Annotated in this window: 24 protein-coding genes; 7 read left to right on the top strand and 17 right to left on the bottom strand. The window is 69.7% G+C overall.

The features are described 5' to 3' along the window. Window positions 1-53: 53 nt before the first annotated feature. Entirely contained in the window at window positions 54-812 is a 759-nt protein-coding gene (locus tag AMK27_RS04125) for an anti-sigma factor (RefSeq protein ID WP_073902622.1), read from the top strand. 43 nt (window positions 813-855) lie between these two features. On the opposite strand, the gene AMK27_RS04120 is transcribed toward AMK27_RS04125, so the two are convergent. After that, entirely contained in the window at window positions 856-1,374 is a 519-nt protein-coding gene (locus AMK27_RS04120; protein WP_073902621.1) for an alpha/beta fold hydrolase, read from the bottom strand. 176 nt (window positions 1,375-1,550) lie between these two features. On the opposite strand from AMK27_RS04120, the gene AMK27_RS04115 reads away from it, so the two are divergent. Then, window positions 1,551-1,913 carry an ArsR/SmtB family transcription factor gene (locus AMK27_RS04115; RefSeq protein ID WP_073902620.1) on the top strand — a complete coding sequence of 121 codons (363 nt, stop codon included), beginning with the start codon at window positions 1,551-1,553 and terminating at the stop codon, window positions 1,911-1,913. Between the two features lie 296 nt (window positions 1,914-2,209). Further along, window positions 2,210-2,722: a GNAT family N-acetyltransferase gene (locus tag AMK27_RS04110; RefSeq protein WP_073902619.1), complete on the top strand. Its 513-nt coding sequence runs from the start codon at window positions 2,210-2,212 to the stop codon at window positions 2,720-2,722. A 90-nt stretch (window positions 2,723-2,812) separates the two neighbouring features. Here AMK27_RS04110 and AMK27_RS04105 read toward each other — a convergent pair whose 3' ends face one another. Then, window positions 2,813-3,208 carry an ArsR/SmtB family transcription factor gene (locus AMK27_RS04105; RefSeq protein WP_073902618.1) on the bottom strand — a complete coding sequence of 132 codons (396 nt, stop codon included), beginning with the start codon at window positions 3,206-3,208 and terminating at the stop codon, window positions 2,813-2,815. Between the two features lie 11 nt (window positions 3,209-3,219). Beyond that, window positions 3,220-3,549 carry an ArsR/SmtB family transcription factor gene (locus tag AMK27_RS04100; protein ID WP_229902042.1) on the bottom strand — a complete coding sequence of 110 codons (330 nt, stop codon included), beginning with the start codon at window positions 3,547-3,549 and terminating at the stop codon, window positions 3,220-3,222. A 399-nt stretch (window positions 3,550-3,948) separates the two neighbouring features. On the opposite strand from AMK27_RS04100, the gene AMK27_RS04095 reads away from it, so the two are divergent. Then, complete coding sequence (locus tag AMK27_RS04095) at window positions 3,949-5,070, top strand: permease (RefSeq protein ID WP_073902617.1); 1,122 nt, start codon at window positions 3,949-3,951, stop codon at window positions 5,068-5,070. Between the two features lie 117 nt (window positions 5,071-5,187). Beyond that, on the top strand, window positions 5,188-5,700 hold the full coding sequence (locus AMK27_RS04090) for a GNAT family N-acetyltransferase (RefSeq protein ID WP_073902616.1): 513 nt from the start codon (window positions 5,188-5,190) through the stop codon (window positions 5,698-5,700). A 75-nt stretch (window positions 5,701-5,775) separates the two neighbouring features. Here AMK27_RS04090 and AMK27_RS04085 read toward each other — a convergent pair whose 3' ends face one another. The 11 genes from AMK27_RS04085 to AMK27_RS04035 all read right to left on the bottom strand — a co-directional run bounded on the left by AMK27_RS04085 (window position 5,776) and on the right by AMK27_RS04035 (window position 15,085). Then, window positions 5,776-6,597, bottom strand: coding sequence for an S-methyl-5'-thioadenosine phosphorylase (locus AMK27_RS04085; RefSeq protein WP_073902615.1), 822 nt, complete (start codon window positions 6,595-6,597; stop codon window positions 5,776-5,778). Beyond that, window positions 6,590-7,372: an acireductone synthase gene (mtnC, locus tag AMK27_RS04080; RefSeq protein WP_073902614.1), complete on the bottom strand. Its 783-nt coding sequence runs from the start codon at window positions 7,370-7,372 to the stop codon at window positions 6,590-6,592. The genes AMK27_RS04085 and mtnC overlap by 8 nt, the downstream gene beginning before the upstream one ends. Continuing rightward, window positions 7,372-7,947: a 1,2-dihydroxy-3-keto-5-methylthiopentene dioxygenase gene (locus AMK27_RS04075; protein WP_073902613.1), complete on the bottom strand. Its 576-nt coding sequence runs from the start codon at window positions 7,945-7,947 to the stop codon at window positions 7,372-7,374. Before AMK27_RS04075 ends, mtnC begins: the two co-directional genes overlap by 1 nt. Further along, the gene (gene mtnB / locus AMK27_RS43405; RefSeq protein ID WP_073902612.1) at window positions 7,944-8,636 is read right to left on the bottom strand and encodes a methylthioribulose 1-phosphate dehydratase; all 693 of its coding nucleotides are present in this window, start codon (window positions 8,634-8,636) and stop codon (window positions 7,944-7,946) included. The genes AMK27_RS04075 and mtnB overlap by 4 nt, the downstream gene beginning before the upstream one ends. After that, a complete protein-coding gene (gene mtnA, locus AMK27_RS43400) occupies window positions 8,633-9,658 on the bottom strand; it encodes an S-methyl-5-thioribose-1-phosphate isomerase (protein ID WP_073902611.1) in 1,026 nt (341 codons plus the stop codon). Before mtnA ends, mtnB begins: the two co-directional genes overlap by 4 nt. A gap of 65 nt (window positions 9,659-9,723) precedes the next feature. Further along, on the bottom strand, window positions 9,724-10,986 hold the full coding sequence (locus tag AMK27_RS04060; protein WP_073903919.1) for an ATP-grasp domain-containing protein: 1,263 nt from the start codon (window positions 10,984-10,986) through the stop codon (window positions 9,724-9,726). A gap of 548 nt (window positions 10,987-11,534) precedes the next feature. Next, window positions 11,535-11,843, bottom strand: a complete 309-nt coding sequence (locus AMK27_RS04055; RefSeq protein WP_073903917.1) for an ArsR/SmtB family transcription factor — start codon at window positions 11,841-11,843, stop codon at window positions 11,535-11,537. A 249-nt stretch (window positions 11,844-12,092) separates the two neighbouring features. Beyond that, entirely contained in the window at window positions 12,093-12,473 is a 381-nt protein-coding gene (locus tag AMK27_RS04050; RefSeq protein WP_079188179.1) for an ArsR/SmtB family transcription factor, read from the bottom strand. Between the two features lie 88 nt (window positions 12,474-12,561). Further along, window positions 12,562-13,620: an ArsO family NAD(P)H-dependent flavin-containing monooxygenase gene (locus tag AMK27_RS04045; protein WP_073902610.1), complete on the bottom strand. Its 1,059-nt coding sequence runs from the start codon at window positions 13,618-13,620 to the stop codon at window positions 12,562-12,564. A 74-nt stretch (window positions 13,621-13,694) separates the two neighbouring features. Next, window positions 13,695-14,780: an ACR3 family arsenite efflux transporter gene (arsB, locus tag AMK27_RS04040; RefSeq protein ID WP_073902609.1), complete on the bottom strand. Its 1,086-nt coding sequence runs from the start codon at window positions 14,778-14,780 to the stop codon at window positions 13,695-13,697. Further along, complete coding sequence (locus AMK27_RS04035) at window positions 14,777-15,085, bottom strand: ArsR/SmtB family transcription factor (protein ID WP_073902608.1); 309 nt, start codon at window positions 15,083-15,085, stop codon at window positions 14,777-14,779. The genes arsB and AMK27_RS04035 overlap by 4 nt, the downstream gene beginning before the upstream one ends. Before the next feature lie 71 nt (window positions 15,086-15,156). On the opposite strand from AMK27_RS04035, the gene AMK27_RS04030 reads away from it, so the two are divergent. After that, on the top strand, window positions 15,157-15,576 hold the full coding sequence (locus AMK27_RS04030; protein WP_073902607.1) for an arsenate reductase ArsC: 420 nt from the start codon (window positions 15,157-15,159) through the stop codon (window positions 15,574-15,576). Between the two features lie 5 nt (window positions 15,577-15,581). After that, on the top strand, window positions 15,582-16,580 hold the full coding sequence (gene trxB, locus AMK27_RS04025; RefSeq protein WP_073902606.1) for a thioredoxin-disulfide reductase: 999 nt from the start codon (window positions 15,582-15,584) through the stop codon (window positions 16,578-16,580). Window positions 16,581-16,802: 222 nt separating this feature from the next. Here the strand turns inward: trxB and AMK27_RS04020 are convergent, their stop codons facing one another. The 3 genes from AMK27_RS04020 to AMK27_RS04010 all read right to left on the bottom strand — a co-directional run bounded on the left by AMK27_RS04020 (window position 16,803) and on the right by AMK27_RS04010 (window position 19,252). Beyond that, a complete protein-coding gene (locus tag AMK27_RS04020; protein WP_073902605.1) occupies window positions 16,803-17,138 on the bottom strand; it encodes an ArsR/SmtB family transcription factor in 336 nt (111 codons plus the stop codon). Window positions 17,139-17,337: 199 nt separating this feature from the next. Beyond that, entirely contained in the window at window positions 17,338-18,126 is a 789-nt protein-coding gene (locus AMK27_RS04015; RefSeq protein ID WP_073902604.1) for a methyltransferase domain-containing protein, read from the bottom strand. 19 nt (window positions 18,127-18,145) lie between these two features. Beyond that, the gene (locus AMK27_RS04010) at window positions 18,146-19,252 is read right to left on the bottom strand and encodes a GTP-binding protein (protein ID WP_073902603.1); all 1,107 of its coding nucleotides are present in this window, start codon (window positions 19,250-19,252) and stop codon (window positions 18,146-18,148) included. Window positions 19,253-19,285: the final 33 nt, after the last annotated feature.

The following is a 19,285-nucleotide window of genomic DNA, read 5'->3' as shown; positions in this document are numbered from 1 at the left end:
TCCCGGATGCGGAAAGGTCTGACACGGCTGTGCGACCGCCTGGGGGTGACAGCGTGAACACGGATGATCCACACATGCTTTCCGGCGCCTACGCCCTGCACGCGCTGAGCGACGAGGAGCGTCGGGAGTACGAGCGGCACCTGGCCGTGTGCGCGTCCTGTGCCGAGGAGGTGGCGGCGCTCTCGGAGACAGCGGCGGGGCTCGGCCTCGTGGCGTCGGCTCCGGTGCCGCCGTCGCTCAAGGAGGACGTGCTGCGCCGGATCACCCAGGTACGGCAGGAACCGGCGGCGGTCCCCGCCGCGCCCGCCCGGGACACACCGTCCAGGGGCCGGGCCCGTCGGGGTCTGCTGTGGGCCTTGGCCGCGAACATCGCCTCCGCGGTCCTGCTCGGCGGGACGGCCGTCGTGCAGCACCGGCTGGCGCAGGACGCGGAGCGGGAGACCCGACGGGTCCAGCAGGCGGCCGGCGAGGTGGCGGCGGTCCTGGCCGCGCCTGACGCCCGACTCACGGCGACCGCGCTTCCGCAAGGCGCGACAGGCGCCGTCGTCGTCTCCAGGAGCCTCGACCAGGCGGTCTTCACGGCCTCGGACCTGGCCGTACCGCCCCGCGGCACGGTCTACCAACTGTGGTTCGACGACCGGGGGACGATGCGCCCGGCGGGCCTCCTCGACCCGGACCGCACCACCACCGCGACGCTGATGGACGGGCCGGTGGGCGGGGCGACCGGCATGGGGATCACGATCGAGCCAGCCGGTGGCTCGGCCCGGCCCACCAGCGCGCCGATCGCCCTGGCCGCGTTCCCTGCGGCCTGACGCCCCGTCCGCTCGGCCGGGGCTCCCTCCTGGCCCGGTCCGCTCAGCCGGTCATCCCTCCTGCCCCCGGTGCGACGGCCCGGGGCGCCGGGAGGGAGGGCGCGGAGAGCTGCTCGACCCGCGTGCAGTAGGGCAGTCCGTGCAGCGGCTCGTCGGCCAGGAAGCGGGTCACCAGGTCGATGATCTCCGTCGGCCGTTCCAGGAAGAGCATGTGGTCGCTCTCGGCGACTTCCGCGAACCACCCCCTTCCGCACGCCGCGGCCATCCGGCGACACTGCGCCGGGGTGGTGAAGGCGTCGTGCTCCCCCGTCACGGTCAGGGTCGGGGCCGGCACGCGCACGCTCGTGTCGAGCTCCGCGTGACGCAGCAGACGCCGCGTGTTGGAACTCACCTGGACGGCCTCGGCCTCGGTGAGGGCGGTGAGGCGGCGCAGCAGGAACCGGCGGACGCGCGAGCCGTTGGTGATCCCGTCGAGGCACGCCGTATTCATCAGGATGTCGACCGCGGCGTCGGCGTACTCGTCCATCCTGCCCGCGTCGAGGAAGGCCAGCGCACGTTCCATGGCCTCCCGGGAATGCTCCGGGATGGCCGCCATCGTGCGGATCTTCCCCTTTGATTCGACGTTCGTCGATGTCTTGCGCTTTCAGCATGGCACCTGATTCGACAAGCGTCAACATAGACGTCTATCTAACCCGCACCGTACGGGTTGACTGGTTCGACATGTGTCAACATAGATACATGTCGAACGCGAAGGTGCTGCCTGTACTGGAGCCCGAGACGGAGCTCTGCTGCCCGCCTCTCAACGAGCGGCCGCTGACCGCCGAGGAGGCTGAGCGGACCGCCGTCATGTTCAAAGCGCTGGGCGATCCGGTACGGCTGCGGCTCTTCTCCTCCGTCGCCTCGCACGAGGGCGGCGAGGCGTGCGTCTGCGACATCTCCGACGTCGGCGTCTCCCAGCCCACCGTCTCCCACCACTTGAAAAAGCTGAAGGAAGCCGGGCTGCTCTCCTCGGAACGGCGCGGCACATGGGTGTACTACCGCGTCGAGCCCACCGTGCTCGCGGCCATGGGAGCCCTTCTCACCAAGGCTGCCTCGGCCTGACCGGCCTCACGGCCACGGGGGCGCTCTCGGAACTCCGCGCCGCCCAGTCCGGTCATTCCGCCCAGAACGCCGACGGCCACCCCGGCCCGAACACGACGGGGGCCGGGCGGATCGATCGAAGCGGAACGAAGTCCCGCTCAGCGCACACGCGATGCATCCTGACCGCTGAGCGCCGTGCGCACTACGACGCTGGGCACCCTTCGGGAAAAGACACCGAGTGTCCGTTCAGCGCCCGTCCACTCCCCCACGCCCGCCTCGGCCCCGGCCTCACACCACCGTCTGGGAGACTCCGTCCCATGACCGGATCAGCCACCCGCACCATCACCGTCGTACCGCTCACAGCCGATCACGCCGACGAGGTCGTCGCGATCTACCAGGCCGGCATCGACGAGGGCAACGCCACCTTCGAGACCGTCGCTCCGACCTGGGCACAGTTCGACGCGGCCAAGATGCCCGAGCATCGATTCGCCGCGGTCGACGAGGCCGGCGGGGTGCTCGGATGGGTGGCGGCCACGAAGGTCTCCGACCGGTGCGCGTACGCCGGAGTCGTCGAGCACTCCGTCTACGTACACCCCGATGCACGGGGGCGCGGCGTCGCCTCGGTGCTGCTGACGGCACTCATCGACTCCACCGAGGCGGCCGGGATCTGGACGATTCAGTCCGGGATCTTCCCTGAGAACTGCGCCAGCCTCGCCGTCCACGCCCGTGCGGGCTTCCGGATCATCGGCACGCGCGAACGTGTCGGCCGCCACCACGGTGTCTGGCGCGACACCGTCCTCGTGGAGCGTCGCAGCCCGCGCATCGGCTGACAGCAAGGAAGCACGCATGCCCGCATGCATGCCTGCACACCAAGACAGAACGGCGCCGCCTCCCCTGTTCAGGGGCGGCGGCGCCGAACGTCAGGATGCCTGGGCCGCCAGAGCGATCTCTTCCTGGCCGGCCTTCTCGGTGTCGGCGAGAAACTCGCCCAGCGAGGCCAGGACGCCGGGCGCCGGGCGGTAGTACACCCAGGTGCCGCGCCGCTCGGAAGTGAGCAGGCCCGCTTCCCGGAGCTTCTTCAGATGGTGGCTGACCGTGGGCTGGGAGACACCCACGTCGGCTATGTCGCAGACGCATGCCTCACCGCTGGGGTGCGAGGCCACTCTGGACAGGAGGCGGAGTCGGACGGGGTCGGCCAGCGCCTTGAACATCGCCGCCATGATCTCGGCGTCCCCTTCGGACAGCGCGGCGGTCACGATGGGTGGGCAGCAGGCGGTAGGGGCCGCACCGGGTATGTGCGGGGTCGACTTGGTCAAGGGGACGGTCCTTACGCCGAGGCCGCGGGGCGGCCCATGACGGCGTCGGCCGCACTGGGGAAGCAGGCCACGCAGGCGACGTTGATGGAGTAGAGCATCGAGGTCCCCTGGCGCTCGCGCAGGACGAATCGCACGTCGGCGAGCAGCTTCAGGTGGTGGGACACCGTCGACTGTCCGACGCCCATCCGGTCCACGATCTCTCCGACACTCATCGGCCCTGTTGCCAGCGCGAGGAGATTGAGGATCTGCACGCGAGTGGGGTCGGAGAGGGCCTTGAACCAGGTTGCGTAGGACTCGGCCGTGCTTCGGTCGATCAGCTGGGCATTCATCGTACCGCTCATGATCCATCGATGTTATTCGATGACCACCCGCGACGGCAAGGTTCGCTCCACGCAGACGGGACCTGCGGAGGCCCCATCGAGGCCCGCCAGCGCCACAGGCACGCACGAGACTGCGGCCGCGAGCGACTGTGTAGACACCACATGAAAGGTAGCCACCCCGGTGCGACCTGGGAACAAGGCTCACTCCCTGGCAACCGCCACCGGAAGCGCAGGGCGGGCTTCCCAGGCGCGACGAGGGACCCGAGATCCCCATTGCCGGGCATCTCTTTAATCGTCTATCATCGATATTCGATAAAGGGGATGCCGATCGAGCCTCCCCACGCGGCTCGCCACGTTCCCCGTACGTTCCTGCACGGCGCCGCTCCCCCTCATGTGTCACCGTCTCAGAGAGGTTCACCTGTGGACGAATTGCTGGCCCTTGGCCGGTTCATCCTGTTCGAGGTGCTGCACTATCTCCCGTGGTTCCTGGTCGCCATCGTCCTGGGGATCGCCGTACAGCGTCTGTCGATCGACGTGGTCGCGCGCCGCAGCTTCGCCCACGGGCGCAGGGGCGTCCTCGGCATCGCCATCGTCACGGCCATCGGAGCGTTCAGCCCCTTCTGCTCCTTCACCGTGATCCCGCTGATCCGCCGCTTCCTGATAGCCGGCGTGCCGCTCTCGGCGGTCATGTCGTTCTGGATCGCCTCTCCCTCCATGGACCCGGAGATCTACGCGCTCTCCGCCGCCCAGCTCGGGCTCCCCATCGCCACGGCTCGCCTGATCGGCGCCTTGGTGCTGAGCTTCGGCGCGGGTCTCATCGTCCTGGCGCTCGAACGGCGTGGGCGGTTCGCCGATCCGCTGCTCGACTCCACCGAGGAGAAGAAGCCCGCGAAGACCTGCTCCCAGGAGACGGTGACCGTTCCCGAGACGGCGTGCTCCACGGCGAAGGCGACCGTGCCCGAGCCCGTGACCGTCGGTGGCGGCGGTGCCGGCGGCGGCACGTCCGAGGGTGGCTGCGGAGGCGCCGCACAGGAGCCCGAGCCTGCTGCAGGAGGCTGCTCCACCGCCGCACGGAACGACGAGGATGACGACGGGACTCCGTGGCGTGTGCTCGTCCGGCGTGACATCAAGAACCTGCGCGCCGGCGAGATCCTCAAGGAGATCGTCAGCGACTCCCTGATCCTGGGCAAGTGGCTGCTGCTCGCCATCGTCCTCGAAGCCCTGATCGTCCGCTACGTTCCCACCGACGTCGTGTCGGGCATCCTGGGCACGGACGGCGTTCTGTCCGTCCTGGTCGCCGGGCTCATCAGCGTCCCTCTCTACCTCAACGGCGTCGGCGCGATCCCGGTCGTCGAGGGCCTCCTGGACCAGGGCATGGTCGCTGCCGCGGGTGTCACCTTCCTCCTCGGCGGTGCCATCACCACGATCCCGGCGATGGTGGCCGTCAAGAGCGTCGTGAAGGCGAAGGTCTTCGTGTTCTACCTCGGCGTGGGCCTGCTCGGCAGCGTGGGCATCGGTCTGGTCTCCCTGGCGATTCTCTGACCTGGAACTCCACCTCACCCCCCACCCACGCTCCTGTGGCGGTCGACGCCGCCACAGGAGCGTCGCCGTACCCGCTCATGCGCACCTTCCAGGAGCGCACTCGGAAAGGAGCCGAGCATGGCCACACGCCCACGCACCGCAATCGCTCTCGCCCCCATGACCGACGACCATGCGCCCGCCGTGATGGCGATCTACCAGCAGGGCATCGACGAGGGAAACGCCACGTTCGAGACGGTCGCACCGCCGTGGAGCGCCTTCGACACCTCCAAGCTGCCGGCCCACCGGCTCGTGGCACTCGACCCGCGACGGCGGGTGGTCGGCTGGACGGCGGTGTCCCGCGTCTCGGCTCGTCCCGCATACGCAGGGGTCGTCGAGCACTCTGTGTACGTCAGCCCCGCGGTCCGAGGAGTCGGTGTGGGGCGCACGCTGCTGGAGGCGTTGATCGGCTCCACGGAGAAGGCGGGCATCTGGACGATCCAGGCCGGCATCTTCCCCGAGAACGCGGCGAGCCTGGCCCTGCACGAGTCCGCGGGGTTCCGCGTGCTGGGCCGGCGGGAGCGCGTGGCCCGCCACCACGGCGTCTGGCGCGACGTTCTGCTGGTGGAGCGCCGTAGCCCGGTGGTCGAATGACTGATGCCGGTCACCGCGGTGACCGGCATCAGCCTGCATGTCTCGGTAGGGACCTGGCCCGTACCGACCACTGTGTCAGGGGAGCTCGAACGGCAGGTCCATCCCGTCCAGCGCCGTCGCGCACGCGCATTCCCTCTCGCGCTCCAGGGCGTCGACGGTCTTCAGGACCAGGCCCTTCAGTCGTTCCACGTTCGCCGCGAACACGCGGAACACCTCGTCCTGCGAGACGCCTTCGCCGTGCTCCACACCCGCGTCGTAGTCGGTGACCAGGGCTATGGAGGTGTAGCAGAGGGCGAGTTCACGGGCGAGCACGGCTTCGGGGTGCCCGGTCATGTTGATCAGGGACCAGCCGGCCGAGGCGTACCACTGGGACTCTGCCCGGGTGGAGAACCGGGGGCCTTCGACGACCACCATCACTCCCCCGTCGTGGACGTCGGCGCCCGCCTCCCCCGCGGCCTTGAGCACGGCCGCGCGGCCCGACGCGCAGTACGGGTCGGCGAACGACACGTGGGTGGCGCCGTGCTCGTAGTACGTCTGTACGCGCCCGGCGGTCCGGTCGACGAGCTGGTCGGGGAGGACGACGCTTCCGGGGCCGAGGGAAGCGCGCAGCGAGCCGACGGCGCAGGGCGCGAGGACCTGCCGTACCCCCAGCGAGCGCAGGGCCCACATGTTGGCACGGTAGTTGATGCGGTGCGGGGGCAGTTCGTGGTGGCTGCCGTGCCGGGGCAGGAAGGCCACTCTGCGGTCGCCCACGGTGCCGACGGACACCGCGTCGGAGGGTGCGCCGTACGGGGTGGTGACCTCGACGCGCTGTACCGATTCCAGAAGTTCGTAGAAGCCGCTGCCGCCGATGACCGCGATGTCGGCCTTCGGCGCCGAGTCGGACGGATCACTCATCGCTCGGGTCCTCCTGCGTGTGCGTGTCGACCGGGGCAGTGGAGCTGCCCGGGCCGGGTCGGGAAATGAGGGGGGTGAGTGAGGCGACAGCCTTGTGGCCGGGCACGGCCTCGCGATCGTCCTCAGGGCGGCGCACGGCCACCGTCTGCCAGCCGGCCTCGGCCGCGGCGTCGAGCTCGGCACCGACGTCGCTGACGAACAGAAGCTCGGCGGGTGCGTGCCCAAGCTCCGCCGCGATCGCGCGGTAGGAGTCGGCGTCCGCCTTGGGGCCGGTCGTCGTCAGGTCGAAGTAGCCGTCGAGCAGGGGGCGCAGGTCACCGTGGGCGGTGTGGCCGAACCAGTCCCGCTGGGCGGCCACGGATCCCGAGGAGTAGATGAAGCGGCCCGTGCCCTGTGTCTGCCAGCACTCGAGTGCCGGCGGCACGTCCGGGTACACGTGACCGTGCAACTCGCCCGCCGCGTACCCGCCGGACCAGATCAGTCCCTGCAGCGTCTTCAGCGGCGCCGCCTTCACATCGGCATCGGCCCACTGCTCCAGGAGCGCCAGAGCGCTCGCCTCGTCCTGGGCCTCCCCGGTGTGGGCGGTGACCGCGTCGAGTATCTGCTGCCAGGGGGCGGTGCCGCGGTGAGCGGCGAGCCAGGTGGCGAGCCGCTCACGCGCGTAGGGGAAGAGGACGTCACGTACGTGACTGAGGGAGCCGGTGGTTCCCTCGATGTCGAGGACGACAGCCCGCGGTCCGTTTTCGGGAGCTCGGGCCTGTCCGCTGCCCGGCATCAGTCTTCCCGCAGGAGCGCGTCGAGGCGGGGGAAGCCTTCGGCGATGGGCTCCTGGGTGAAGTCGCCCACCCAGCCGTCCTCCTTCTCGAAGAACCGGATGGCGCAGAAGTCGGGTACCGGACCCATGTCGAACCAGTGCCGGGTGCCGGCCGGGACCGACAGCAGGTCACCTGCCTCGCACACGACGGCGTACACGCGGTCGTCGAGGTGCAGGTAGAAGCAGCCGGTGCCGTGGGCGAAGAACCGGACCTCGTCCTCGGCGTGCCGGTGCTCGTCGAGGAACGTCGAGCGTGCCTTGGCGGCACGCTCCTGCCACTCCGTTCCCTCCTCGGGGTGGAGGCGGGCGACGTCGACGAGGCGCAGCCCCTGGTCGGCGCACAGCTCGTCGACCTCTGCCCGATAGGCGTCGAGCAGTTCCTCGGAGGACGTCTGCGGCGTCACCTCTGCGCGCTGCGGCCAGCGTCTGAAGGAGACCGACCGTTCGCGCAGGGCCTGCGCGATGGCGCCCTCGTCGCGGGTGCGAAGCAGGACGGTGTCCGGTGCGTCGTCCGGCATGATCTGCAGCAGTGTCATGGCTCGGTCCTGTGGTCGGGTGCCTGCACGGCACGGGAGACATGCAGCTCGGCGTGGGAGAGCACGAGCAGTTGGCAGAGCGATTCGAGGCACTCGAGTCGGTTCTTGGCCTGGCTCAGCGAGTCGCCCCACGCCGTGATGCCGTGGTCCGCCAGGAGGAGCCCGGGCATGCCGTCAGGGTTCGCCGTGAGACGGGCAGCCACGTCGTCGGCGATCCGTTCGACCTGGGGCCAGTTGGGGAAGACCGGCAGGTCCGCGAAGGCCGGATCCTTCAGCCCCAGGCCCTTGAGCAGCTCGAAGCGCTCCATCCGCACCGAGGAGACAGCGTCCCGGGCAGCGGCACGGTGGGCGACGACGGTGGCGTACGGGGAGTGAACGTGGATGACGGCGCGGGCTCCGGTGGCGCGGTAGACCGCCGCGTGGATGGAGGTCTCCGCCGAGGGGCGGTCCTGGCCGGAGTGGGACGCCTGGCCTGTGCGGGCGGCGACCTCGACGACGTCCCGGGCGGTCAGCTCGCCCTTGTCCCGACCGCTCGCCGTGATCAGCGCGCGGGCGGGTTCGTCGGGCAGCCGCATGGAGATGTTGCCGGACGTGCCCGGCATCCATCCGCGCTCGTACAGGGTGCGGGAGATGTCGGCCAGCTGCTGGGCGGTCTGCTTGCCGGCGGCGGTGGACGGCGCGTAGCTCATGCGCTCACCTGGGATGCGTGGTGGACACCGTGCTCGGAGACGACGGCGGTGATCAGAGAGGCGGGGGTGACGTCGAAGGCGGGGTTGTACGCGCGGGTGCCGAGCGGAGTGGTGCGGATCCCGCCGTACGCGGTCACCTCGTCATCGGCGCGTTCCTCGATGACGATGTCCTGGCCGTCGGTGAGCGACCTGTCCCAGGACGATTCGGGGGCGACGACGATGAACGGGATGCCGTGGTGGGCGGCGGCGATCGCCAGCGCGTAGGTGCCGATCTTGTTGGCCACGTCCCCGCGCGCGGTGATGCGGTCGGCCCCGACGATCACGCAGTCGACGAGCCCCTGACTCATGGCCGCCGCGGCCGCGCTGTCGACGCACACGCGGTGCGGCACACCGGCTTCGGCCAGTTCCCAGGCCGTCAGCCTGGCCCCTTGCAGGAGCGGCCGGGTCTCGTTCACGAGGACCTCGGTGACTCTTCCGGAGTCGGCGAGCGCGAGGATCGTGCCGAGGGCGGTACCCACGGCGGCGGTCGCTAGCCGGCCGGTGTTGCAGTGGGTCAGGAGGCGTAGGGACCGCTGCGGGCAGCGGTCCCGTACGGCCTGGACGGCGTGCGCGACCATCTGCCGGTTGACCGCCAGGTCCTCGTCGATCATGGCGGTGGCTTCGGCCAGGACCGCGTCCGGACCATCACCGAGCTTTGCGAGAGCCCGGTCGACGGCCCAGGCAAGGTTGACGGCTGTCGGGCGGGCTGCGGAGATCCGCTGCGCGTCGGCGCGCACGGCCTCCTGGCCGTCGCCGGTGGCGCCCAGCGAGCAGTGGGCGTAGGCCGAGAGCGCGACGCCCAGGGCGCCCGCGAGACCGATGGACGGGGCACCCCGTACTGCGAGGGTCGTGATGGCGGTGATGACGTCGTCCACGGTGTTCAGGCGCAGGAGCCGCCGCTCGTGGGGCAGCGCGCGCTGGTCGAGGGTGACGATCGCGTTGTCGTCCCAGCGCAGTGACGGCTGATCAGAGGGCTTGCTCACGGGCGGCGGCTCCTTGGGGCCTGAAAGGTGGCACCGGTCGGTCTGACGGTCAGCCGGTCAGCCGGTCAGCCGGTCAGGGGACGAGCCCGCAGTTCGACCAGAGTGGGCGCCGCCTCCACGTCGGCGGTCACCTGGTCGCGCTCGTCGCCGACGGCGATGACATAGCCGTACCGGTTCATGTACGCCCGGGGCGGGAGGGCGAGCCGGGTGCCGGGGCCGGCCGTCGCGACCGCACTGTGAACCGTGGGCCCGAAGAGGTCGGTGCGGACGGTCACTTCGACTGCCTCGCAGTCGCGCTCCGGGTAGAGGAACCTGATGGCTGCGGTCTTCTGCGCCTTCGGCGCGGTGTCGGGGACCAGTCCGGCCGCCACGCGGGCGGCTGCGACGGCGGGGTCGGTCCCGGTGGCGAGCATTCCGATGAGGGGGATGAAGTCGCCGCCGAGGCGCGCGTTGATCTCGACGAGGCGGGGCCCCTTGGAGGTGAGCTTGAACTCGGTGTGCGTGGAGCCGTGTTCGAAGCCGAGCGCCTTGTGGATGCGGTGCAGCTGGTCGAGGAGTTCAGCGTCCTGGAGGAGGGGGTCAGCGGCTTCGACCGTGTGTCCGGTCTCCTCGAAGTACGGGTCCATGCCGACCTGCTTGCGCGCCACGATCATCGGGGTGCACACGCCGTCGACGACAACCGCGTCGATGCTGATCTCGGGGCCGGTGAGGTACTCCTCGACCAGGACGTCGGCCTCGTAGCGGGGTACTCCGGGCCAGTTGGCGGAGCTGGCCGCCTCGAAGGCCGCTTCGACGGCGTCGCCGTGGTCGGCCCGGACGACACCGAGGCTGCCGGCGAGTCCACGGGCCTTGACCACCACGGGATAGCCGGTCGCGTCGGCCGCACGACGTGCCTCGGCCGCCGTGGAGACCGCGGTGCAGGCCGGCTGCGGCACGTCGGCTGCCGTCAGCCGCGCCCGGGTGGTCGCCTTGTCGCGGCAGGCGAGCACCGCGTCGGGCGCACTTCCGGGCAGGCCCAGGGCTTCGGCGAGTCGCGCGGCGGCGTGCACGAGGGACTCGTCGTAGGTGAAGACCCCCGCAACGGGGAGCTGTTCCATGACCTTCTTCGCCTCGACGAGGAGTTCGTCGAGGTTCTTGGTGTCGAGGAGCGTGGTCCCCTCCACGTACGGAAGTTGCCAGCTCGGCTCGTGGGCGTCGAGGAGCCACAGGCGGAAGTGGCGGGAGACGGCCGCCACGATGTACTCCCGGTAGCGGCGGTCACCGCTGCCCATGAGGAGCAGGACCGGTGCCTCGGTGGTGGACGAGTGCGGGCGGGGCGTGGCGGCCATGGCGAGAACCTTCGTGTCGACGTGTGGTCGGGGCCGAGGCCGGCCGACGTAGTGGTGCAGAGCCCAGGTCGGAACGACGCTGTCGGCCGACGGCCGGAACCATTCCAGCATTGAGCGATGTATGTCAATAGATCGATGAACGGCCGAAGGTCGCCCCTTCGCCGGACGTCACCGCCACACGACACCCCTGCACCGATTCGTCCAGCTCTGGGGGCGCTTGCGCAAGCTGCTCAAGTTACCCAGCGTGGACATTCACGCAGATGAGCACGGTAGGCGCCCAGTGCGCCCACACGCCTCGCGCCGCCGAAGGATCCCGTCGCGAGGCTCCACAGTGACACCTGGGCCGCGACGAGAACGGCCAGAATTGATCGGCATCTATCGATTCTGCCGACGTGGCGGATGACTCTGACCCCAAGCCGCAGCGGGGTCGTCAGAGCGGCGGGGAGAGGGCAGCCTGCGCGCGCGGATCGCGATCCGCGACCCGCGAGGTCACGGGCGAGCGGACGTCGAGACGACGCGGGCGCTCCGATGGTGAAGCGGCCGGGCTTTCAACCGCAAGGCCGCCGGGGTGAAGAGGCTTCGCATCCCCCGTCGGCCAAACCACCGAAGAACGTAGCCAGGTCGGTCAGCACCTCGGGGCGCAGTCGGTAGTAGGTGAAGCGCCCACAGGGCTCGGTCTCCACCACGCCCGCTTCCCGGAGCACCCGGAGATGGTTCGACAGGTTCGTCTGCCGCGCACCCGTCTCCTCCACGAGGTGAGTCGTACACAGCGACTCGCGGGCCAGCAGGCACACGACGCGAAGGCGCAGGGGGTCCGCCAGGGCCCTCAGCAGTTCCGCGTTCACCGACGTCAGCATGACCCGATCGTGACACACCGAGCACAACCGGTGTCAACCACCAGATTCCTGAACGTCTTTGCACCGCAACTCGTTTGAGGAGGCAGGGCCTGCGCGGTCTTCCCCGGTGAGCACCACCTCGACGGGAAGCTCGACGCCCCGGCCGGGCAGAGGAGGAGACGGTACGCACCATCCGCGACGCCATCAGGGGCCTCGTCGAACATCTCATCGTGGAGATGGGTGCGGCACAGGCGCGTTGAAACGGAGCGGTCAGAACGGCGAGCAGTCGATGCCTCGGGGGAAGGCGTGCTTCCTGAGCTCCTGAAGAGCGTCCCAGCGGATCGAGAACCAGGCCCAGGTTCCTCGTTGTTCGCGGCGCAGCAGCCCAGCCGCGGTGAGAATCTTCAGGTGACGGCTCACCGTGGGCTGCGCCAGGTCGAGCGAATCGGTCAGATCACAGACGCAGAGCTCCCCGGCCGGCGCCTGATCGATGAGGTGGACGATCTGCAGGCGGGTCTGGTCGGCCATCGCCTTCAACTGGATGGTCAGCGTCTCGACTTCTTCGCGGTCGATCAGCAGCCCAGGAGAGCAGGGCACACAGTGCTCCTCACTCACGTCCTCGATCGGTATGCCCGCCAACGGAGTTGCCATCCGGACACCATACGAGCCGACAAGATCGCATGGCGAGCCCGACGGTGGATATCCGCCAGGCGTTTACCTTTCGTTCACCCACCCAGCCTCATCGCAGGAGGGCGGCGATCGCTCGCGCGGCTTCACGGGCGGGACGGCCGACGCCGACGAGGGTGGCCGAGGCGGGCCCGGTCCAGTCGCCGTACCCGAGCAGATGAAGTCGGGGCTCTCCGACAGCCTCCGTTCCCCGGGTGGGGATGTGTCCGCGTGGACCGCGGAGCCCGAGCGGGGCGAGATGAGCGAGAGCGGGACGGAAGCCGGTGCACCAGATGATCACGTCGGCCTCGGTGCGCGTACCGTCAGACCACTCGACACCGGTCCCCGTCACACGTGCGAACATCGGCTGCGCCTTGAGGAGGCCCGCATCGCGGGCTTCGCGTACGGGCGGTACGGCGACGATGTCACCGAGTGAAGCGACTCCCCCGCCATCGGTGCGGCCTTCGTCGAGGGCCCGACGACGAGCGGTGGCGTGGTCGAAGAGGGCGCGGCCGTCGATGTCGTCGGGAAGGAACCGCGCGGGACGCTGCGTGACCCAGGTGAGGTCGGCGTCGTACGCGAGATCGGCGGCGATCTGTGCTCCGGAGTTACCTCCTCCGACGACGATGACGCGCATTCCGGCGAACTCGCCGGGGCCGCGGTACTCGACGGTGTGGAGCTGCCGCCCCTGGAACGCGTCACGGCCGGGGACGGCGGGGAGGAACGGCCGTGACCACGTTCCGGTGGCACTGACGACGGCGCGGGCGCGCCAGGTGCCGGAGTCGGTCTCGACGCGAAGGTGCCCGCCGTCGTGGCGGACCGCCTCGACGCGAACGGGCCGGTGGACGGGGAGCTCGTATCGCTGCTCGTAGTCGGTCAGGTAGTCGACGACGTGCGTTGCGTCGGGGTACGTCTCCCCCTGCTGCGGCGGCATGAGGCGACCGGGCAGGGACGAGTAGGCGGCCGGCGAGAAGAGGTGCAGTGATTCCCACGTGTGCTGCCAGGCCCCACCCGGCGCGGGCTGAGCGTCCAGGACGGCGAAGTCGAGGCCGCCGAGGCGGCGCAGGTGGTATCCGGCGGCGAGTCCCGCCTGTCCACCGCCGATCACGACGACGTCGAGTGAGCTGCTCATCTCTCCGGCTTCCCTTCGTACCACGTCGCCTCGCCCGGTCGGGGGGCGAGGCAACGAGGAGTGGCATGGCGGGGTCACCGCTGGGCAGGGGCGAACTTCTTGCGCCAAGCCAGCGAAACGTACACAAGCGCGACCAGGACAGGCACCTCGATGAGCGGGCCGACGACTCCGGAGAGCGCTTGGCCGGAGGTGACGCCGAAGGTGGCGATGGCGACGGCGATGGCGAGCTCGAAGTTGTTGCCCGCGGCGGTGAAAGCGAGCGTCGCGGTGCGATCGTAGGCGAGGCCGATGGCCTTGCCGAGGGCGAAGGTGCCGAACCACATGACCGCGAAGTAGACCAGGAGCGGCAGCGCGATCCGCGCGACGTCCAGCGGCTGCGAGGTGATGGTCTTCCCTTGGAGGGCGAAGAGGATGACGATCGTGAACAGCAACCCGTAGAGCGCCCACGGTCCGATCTTCGGCAGGAACGTCGTCTCGTACGACTCGCGGCCCATCTTCTCCTCGCCGATCCGGCGGGTGAGGAAGCCGGCCACCAGCGGAACGCCGAGGAAGATGACGACGTTCAGGGCGATCTTCCCCATGGAGATGTCGAGCGTCTCGCCCTCGCCGAGGCCCAGCCAGCCGGGCAGCAGGTCGAGGTAGAACCAGCCCAGGACGCCGAAGGCGATGACCTGGAAGACCGAGTTCAGGGCGACGAGGACTGCGGCGGCCTCACGGTCGCCGCAGGCGAGGTCGTTCCAGATGATCACCATGGCGATGCAGCGCGCCAAGCCGACGATGATCAGGCCTGTGCGGTACTCGGGCAGGTCGGGAAGGAAGATCCAGGCGAGGGCGAACATGAGTGCCGGGCCGAGGATCCAGTTGATGACGAGCGACGAGACCATGAGCTTCTTGTCGCCGGTGACGGCGTCGAGCCTGTCGTACCGGACCTTGGCGAGCACCGGGTACATCATGATCAGCAGGCCGACGGCGATGGGCAGCGAGATGCCGCCGATCTCGACCTTGGCCAGGGCGTCGTTCAGGCTCGGGATCAGCCGCCCGAGCCCGAGGCCGAGACCCATGGCGAGGAGGATCCAGACGGCGAGGAAACGGTCGAGCGTCGACAGCTTCGCGACGACTGAGGGATCCGCCGCCGGAGCGGGCGCTTGGGTGGGGGTCACGGACAGGCCCTCTTGTTCTCGGCGGCGGCACGGGCGGACTCGGCCAGGTCGGCGAACTGGCCGGCGAGCTGGGCGATGACGTCCGGCTTCAGGCGGTAGTAGGTGAAGCGACCGCAGGGCTCTGTCTCCACCACACCGGCCTCACGCAGCACGCGGAGGTGGTTGGAGAGGTTGGTCTGCTTGGCGCCCGTCTCCTCGACGAGGTGGGTGGTGCAGAGGGTCTCGCGGGCGAGCAGGGTCACGATCTGGAGCCTGAGGGGATCGGCCAGAACCCGGATCAGATCAGTATCGACTGACGTCATCATGGACTGATACTCTCACATCACTCGCCGCTGATACCAGCCGGGGCTGACCTCTTGCCAGCAAGGAAGAACCGATGACCACCGCTCCGCTCGCCTCCGTGCTCTTCGTCTGCGTCCACAACGCGGGCCGCTCCCAGATGGCCGCCGGATTCCTCGATCACCTGGCCGGCGACCGCGTCGAGGTCCGCTCCGCCGGTTCGATCCCGGGCGACCAGGTCAACCCGGCCGCCGTCGAGGCCATGGCCGAGGTCGGCGTCGACATCTCCGACCAGAAGCCGAAGGTGCTGACCACCGAGGCCGTCCAGGCATCCGACTACGTCATCACCATGGGCTGTGGCGACGCCTGCCCGATCTTCCCCGGCAAGACGTACCTCGACTGGGCCCTGGAGGACCCGGCAGGCCAGGGTGTCGAGGCAGTCCGCCCCATCCGTGACGAGATCAAGGTCCTCATCGAGGGGCTCGTCGCCGAGATCGACGCGAAGCAGGAGGCGTGACTCCCTTGACCGACTCGACTACAGCGACCGGGGGCGACGTCCGTGAGGTCATCGTCATAGGCTCCGGCCCCGCCGGATACACCGCCGCCCTCTACACCGCCCGAGCCCAGCTCAGGCCCCTGCTCTTCGGCAGTTCGATCTTCGTCGGCGGGTCCCTCACCACGACGACAGAGGTGGAGAACTTCCCCGGCTTCCCCACCGGCATCGAAGGCCCTGACCTCATGGACAACATGCGGGCCCAGGCCGAGCGGTTCGGCGCCGAGATGATCGACGACGACATCGTCTCCGTCGACCTGACCGGCGACATCAAGGAAGTCACCGACAGCGAGGGCACGGTCCACCGCGCCAAGGCCGTGATCATCGCGACCGGCTCCGGCTACCGCAAGCTCGGCCTGCCGAACGAGGACGACCTCTCGGGCCGCGGCGTCTCGTGGTGCGCCACCTGCGACGGCTTCTTCTTCCGCGACCGCGACGTCGTCGTGGTCGGCGGCGGAGACACCGCCATGGAGGAAGCCACCTTCCTCACCCGCTTCGCACGTTCGGTCACCGTCGTCCACCGACGCTCGACCCTGCGCGCCTCCCAAGTCATGCAGAACCGCGCCTTCGCCGACGACAAGATCTCGTTCGCCTTCGACAGCGAGATCGCCGAGATCAAGTCCGAGAACGGCATGCTCGCCGGAGTCGCCCTGCGCGACACCTTCACCGGCAGGACCCGCGACCTCGACGCCACCGGTCTGTTCATCGCCATCGGCCACGACCCGCGCACCGAGCTCTTCACCGGCCAGATCGACCTCGACGACGAGGGCTACATCACGGTGGAGGCACCCTCCACCCGCACGAACCTGCCTGGTGTCTTCGCCGCCGGCGACGTCGTCGACCACACCTACCGGCAGGCCATCACCGCGGCGGGCTCCGGCTGCCAGGCCGCACTCGACGCGGAGCGCTACCTCGCCGCCCTTGCCGACAGGAGCAAGACCGGGGCCGGCGTCGCTGTCACGGCCTGAGGCCACACCGCGGCCCAGCGGTGGAGCTCCCCATGAACACCAGCTCCTGCTCGTCACGTTGGCGGACCTGACGGGCAGGAGCTGGCTCTCTCCCAGGTCAGCATCGTGAGTCGTACTCCGGCCGGTCTTCCCACCAGCTCCACGGCCACGAGACAGCACAAGGAGCCGGCAACGAGACTCGTTGCCGGCTGATCTGCTCTCAGGGCAGCGGCCGCGAGGCCTTCAGCTGGATGCCGGCTCCTGGCAGGAGTGGAGCGGGGCGCCGATGAGGATGTCGGCAGCGCTGGGAAACTCGGTGATGCAGCGGGGGTTGATGGCGTACCGCATGCTGGCACCGGCACGGCGCCGGGTCAGGAAGCGGACGGCGTAAAGGATCTTCAGGTGGTGCGAGACGGTCGACTGGTTGAGTCGAAGATGGTCGACGATCTCCCCCACCGGCACGGGCTCCAGCCGACCGCTCAGAAACCGCATGATGCGGATGCGCGTGGGGTCTGCCAGGGCTCGGAACCAGCGGGCGTACTCCTCGACGGTCTCCCGGTCGAGCGATGTTTCGGACATGGGCATCCTTGGCGGACCACGACGAGAACCGCCGCCGCGCCGGCCGGGGCGAGCCGCAGACCGGCCGTGCAATCAGGAGCTGTCGGCTGCTGCGCGCGCCGGAATCGGCACACGGCGAGCACGAGGGTGCACAACGTGGCCAGGTGTCCGCGGCCTGAGCGTCGGCTCCGCCACGGACACCTGGCTACGGGCGACATGGTCAGCAGCAGGTGCCGCCGGGCTCGCACTCCTGCGCGGCGGCGGTGCTGTCGACCGGTTTGTGGGCGCGGATGATCGCGGCGTGGAGGCCGTCGGCCGCTTCCTGGGTGAAGACGACCTCCGCGTCCTTCAGGCCTACCGCGTCGAGGAGTTCCTTGTACTCGGCGACCGAGAGAGCGCCGGCGATGCACTGGCTGTGCCCGCCGCGTTCGGCTCGTTCCTCGGGGCTGAGCCGGTCCTCGGCGACGACGTCGCTGATGCCGAGACGTCCGCCGGGAGTGAGGACGCGCGCCATCTCGGCGAACACGGCGGGCTTGTTCAACGACAGGTTGATCACACAGTTGGAGATGATCACATCGACGGTGTCGGCCGGCAGCGGGATGGACTCGATCGTCCCCTTGAGGAGGACGACATTGTCGATCTCGGCGTCCTCGACGTTGCGGGCGGCGAGAGCGAGCATCTCCTCCAGGAAGTCCAGGCCGAAAACGCGGCCGTCAGGTCCGACGCGCCGGGCGCTGAGGATGACGTCCAGGCCGCCGCCGGAGCCGAGGTCCAGGACCGTCTCGCCCTCGCGCAGTTCGGCGACGGCGCTCGGGTTGCCGCAGCCGAGGCTGGCGAGGAGGGCGGCGTCCGGGGCGGTGCCGGGGCCGATCTCGTCGTACGCGGCGGGGCCGAAGGTCTGCGGGTCGGGCGAGCAGCAGGCTCCGCTCGTCTCGGCTTCGGCGGCCTTGGCCCGGTAGTACTCCCGGACCTCTTCCTGCAGGCTGCCGGCGGTGGTGGTGTCGCTCATGACAGGTGGTCCTTCTCGGTCAGGCGCCTGCGGGGGCGAGGCGGTGCACGGGGCGCGGGTAGGAGGGCTTGAACGACACCGGGGTGGTCGCCGAGGAGGTGACGGCGGTGGCCAGGTCGGCGGCCTTGACGGCCTCGGTGACGGCCGCGTCCAGGGCGTCGGGCTCGCAGGCGACCCGGGCGTTGACGACGGCCCGCCCGGCCGGCGCGTCCGCGGCGGCGGCGCGGTCGAGCGTGGGCTGTGCGCCGGACTCCGTGAGGCTGAGCTTGGCGAAGTCCCCGTCGGCCGTCTCCACGGTGATCTTGGCGTGGCCGATCACGGCGTCGTGCTCCGCGGCCCAGACGGACAGCTCCTGAAGAACGGTGCGGGCCCACGCGGTCGCGTCGAAGCCCTCGCCGACAGCGGTGAGGTCGAGCTCCTGGTTCATCCAGGCGAGCTGGGCCTCGGCGGCCGCGTAGCGGTCGTAGTCGATGTCGAGGACGACGTCCTCGTTCGTGGCCGGCGCCTGCCAGGCGTCGAGCAGCGTGTCCAGGTGGGCACCCGTGGTGGCCGAGTAGCCGACGACGGTCGCCTTCGGGTTGTTCGTACGGAGCGAGGCGAGGAGTTCCTCGGCCCGGTCCGGCTTGATGGTGTCCAGCTTGTTCACGGCGATGACGTCGGCCTCGGTGACCTGCTGGCGGAAGAGGTACGACAGGTCCGACTCCGGCTCGCCCCGCTCGGCGGCGCGGGCGAACGCCAGGTGCCGCAGGGGGTCGACCACGGTGGTCAGCGGGGCGACGACCATGTCGTCGCCGTAGTACTGGCGCAACGGTCGTACGACGGTGGCCTGGAGGTCCGTGCAGCTGCCGACGGCCTCGGCGATCACGGTGTCGACGCTGTCGGAGGCGACCAGCGCGACGATGGCCTCGACGAGGTCCTCGAACTTGCAGCAGAAACAGCCGCCGGTGACCTCGGCGACGCTGTCGAGCTTGCTGCGCACCAGCTTGGTGTCGACCAGTTCGACGCCCTGGTCGTTGGTGATGACGGCGACCTTGCGGCCCTGCTCCTGGAGCGCGAGGGCGGCGGCGGTCATGGTGGTGGTCTTGCCCGCCCCGAGGAATCCGGTCAGGGGGATGAAGGTGATCATGTGGTCCTTCTCGTCCTTGTCGTGGAGTCGGGC

The sequence above is a fragment of the Streptomyces sp. CB02009 genome (genome assembly GCF_001905825.1).
In the GTDB taxonomy this organism is placed as follows: domain Bacteria; phylum Actinomycetota; class Actinomycetes; order Streptomycetales; family Streptomycetaceae; genus Streptomyces.
Note: the sequence above shows the minus strand (reverse complement) of the source record. Positions and strands in the feature narration are given on the sequence as shown.

Coding starts and splice junctions, on each gene's coding strand:
- AMK27_RS04120 (WP_073902621.1), bottom strand. CDS start 1,374: ATGGAACGTGCGCTGGCCTTCCTCGACGCGGGCAGGATGGACGAGTAC.
- AMK27_RS04060 (WP_073903919.1), bottom strand. CDS start 10,986: ATGGCCGCCACGCCCCGCCCGCACTCGTCCACCACCGAGGCACCGGTC.
- mtnC (WP_073902614.1), bottom strand. CDS start 7,372: ATGCCGGGCAGCGGACAGGCCCGAGCTCCCGAAAACGGACCGCGGGCT.
- AMK27_RS04075 (WP_073902613.1), bottom strand. CDS start 7,947: ATGACACTGCTGCAGATCATGCCGGACGACGCACCGGACACCGTCCTG.
- AMK27_RS04015 (WP_073902604.1), bottom strand. CDS start 18,126: ATGAGCGACACCACCACCGCCGGCAGCCTGCAGGAAGAGGTCCGGGAG.
- AMK27_RS04100 (WP_229902042.1), bottom strand. CDS start 3,549: ATGAGCGGTACGATGAATGCCCAGCTGATCGACCGAAGCACGGCCGAG.
- AMK27_RS04050 (WP_079188179.1), bottom strand. CDS start 12,473: ATGGCAACTCCGTTGGCGGGCATACCGATCGAGGACGTGAGTGAGGAG.
- AMK27_RS04090 (WP_073902616.1), top strand. CDS start 5,188: ATGGCCACACGCCCACGCACCGCAATCGCTCTCGCCCCCATGACCGAC.
- AMK27_RS04115 (WP_073902620.1), top strand. CDS start 1,551: ATGTCGAACGCGAAGGTGCTGCCTGTACTGGAGCCCGAGACGGAGCTC.
- AMK27_RS04030 (WP_073902607.1), top strand. CDS start 15,157: ATGACCACCGCTCCGCTCGCCTCCGTGCTCTTCGTCTGCGTCCACAAC.
- AMK27_RS04010 (WP_073902603.1), bottom strand. CDS start 19,252: ATGATCACCTTCATCCCCCTGACCGGATTCCTCGGGGCGGGCAAGACC.
- AMK27_RS04035 (WP_073902608.1), bottom strand. CDS start 15,085: ATGATGACGTCAGTCGATACTGATCTGATCCGGGTTCTGGCCGATCCC.
- mtnB (WP_073902612.1), bottom strand. CDS start 8,636: ATGAGCTACGCGCCGTCCACCGCCGCCGGCAAGCAGACCGCCCAGCAG.
- AMK27_RS04055 (WP_073903917.1), bottom strand. CDS start 11,843: ATGCTGACGTCGGTGAACGCGGAACTGCTGAGGGCCCTGGCGGACCCC.
- AMK27_RS04020 (WP_073902605.1), bottom strand. CDS start 17,138: ATGTCCGAAACATCGCTCGACCGGGAGACCGTCGAGGAGTACGCCCGC.
- AMK27_RS04045 (WP_073902610.1), bottom strand. CDS start 13,620: ATGAGCAGCTCACTCGACGTCGTCGTGATCGGCGGTGGACAGGCGGGA.
- AMK27_RS04110 (WP_073902619.1), top strand. CDS start 2,210: ATGACCGGATCAGCCACCCGCACCATCACCGTCGTACCGCTCACAGCC.
- AMK27_RS04085 (WP_073902615.1), bottom strand. CDS start 6,597: ATGAGTGATCCGTCCGACTCGGCGCCGAAGGCCGACATCGCGGTCATC.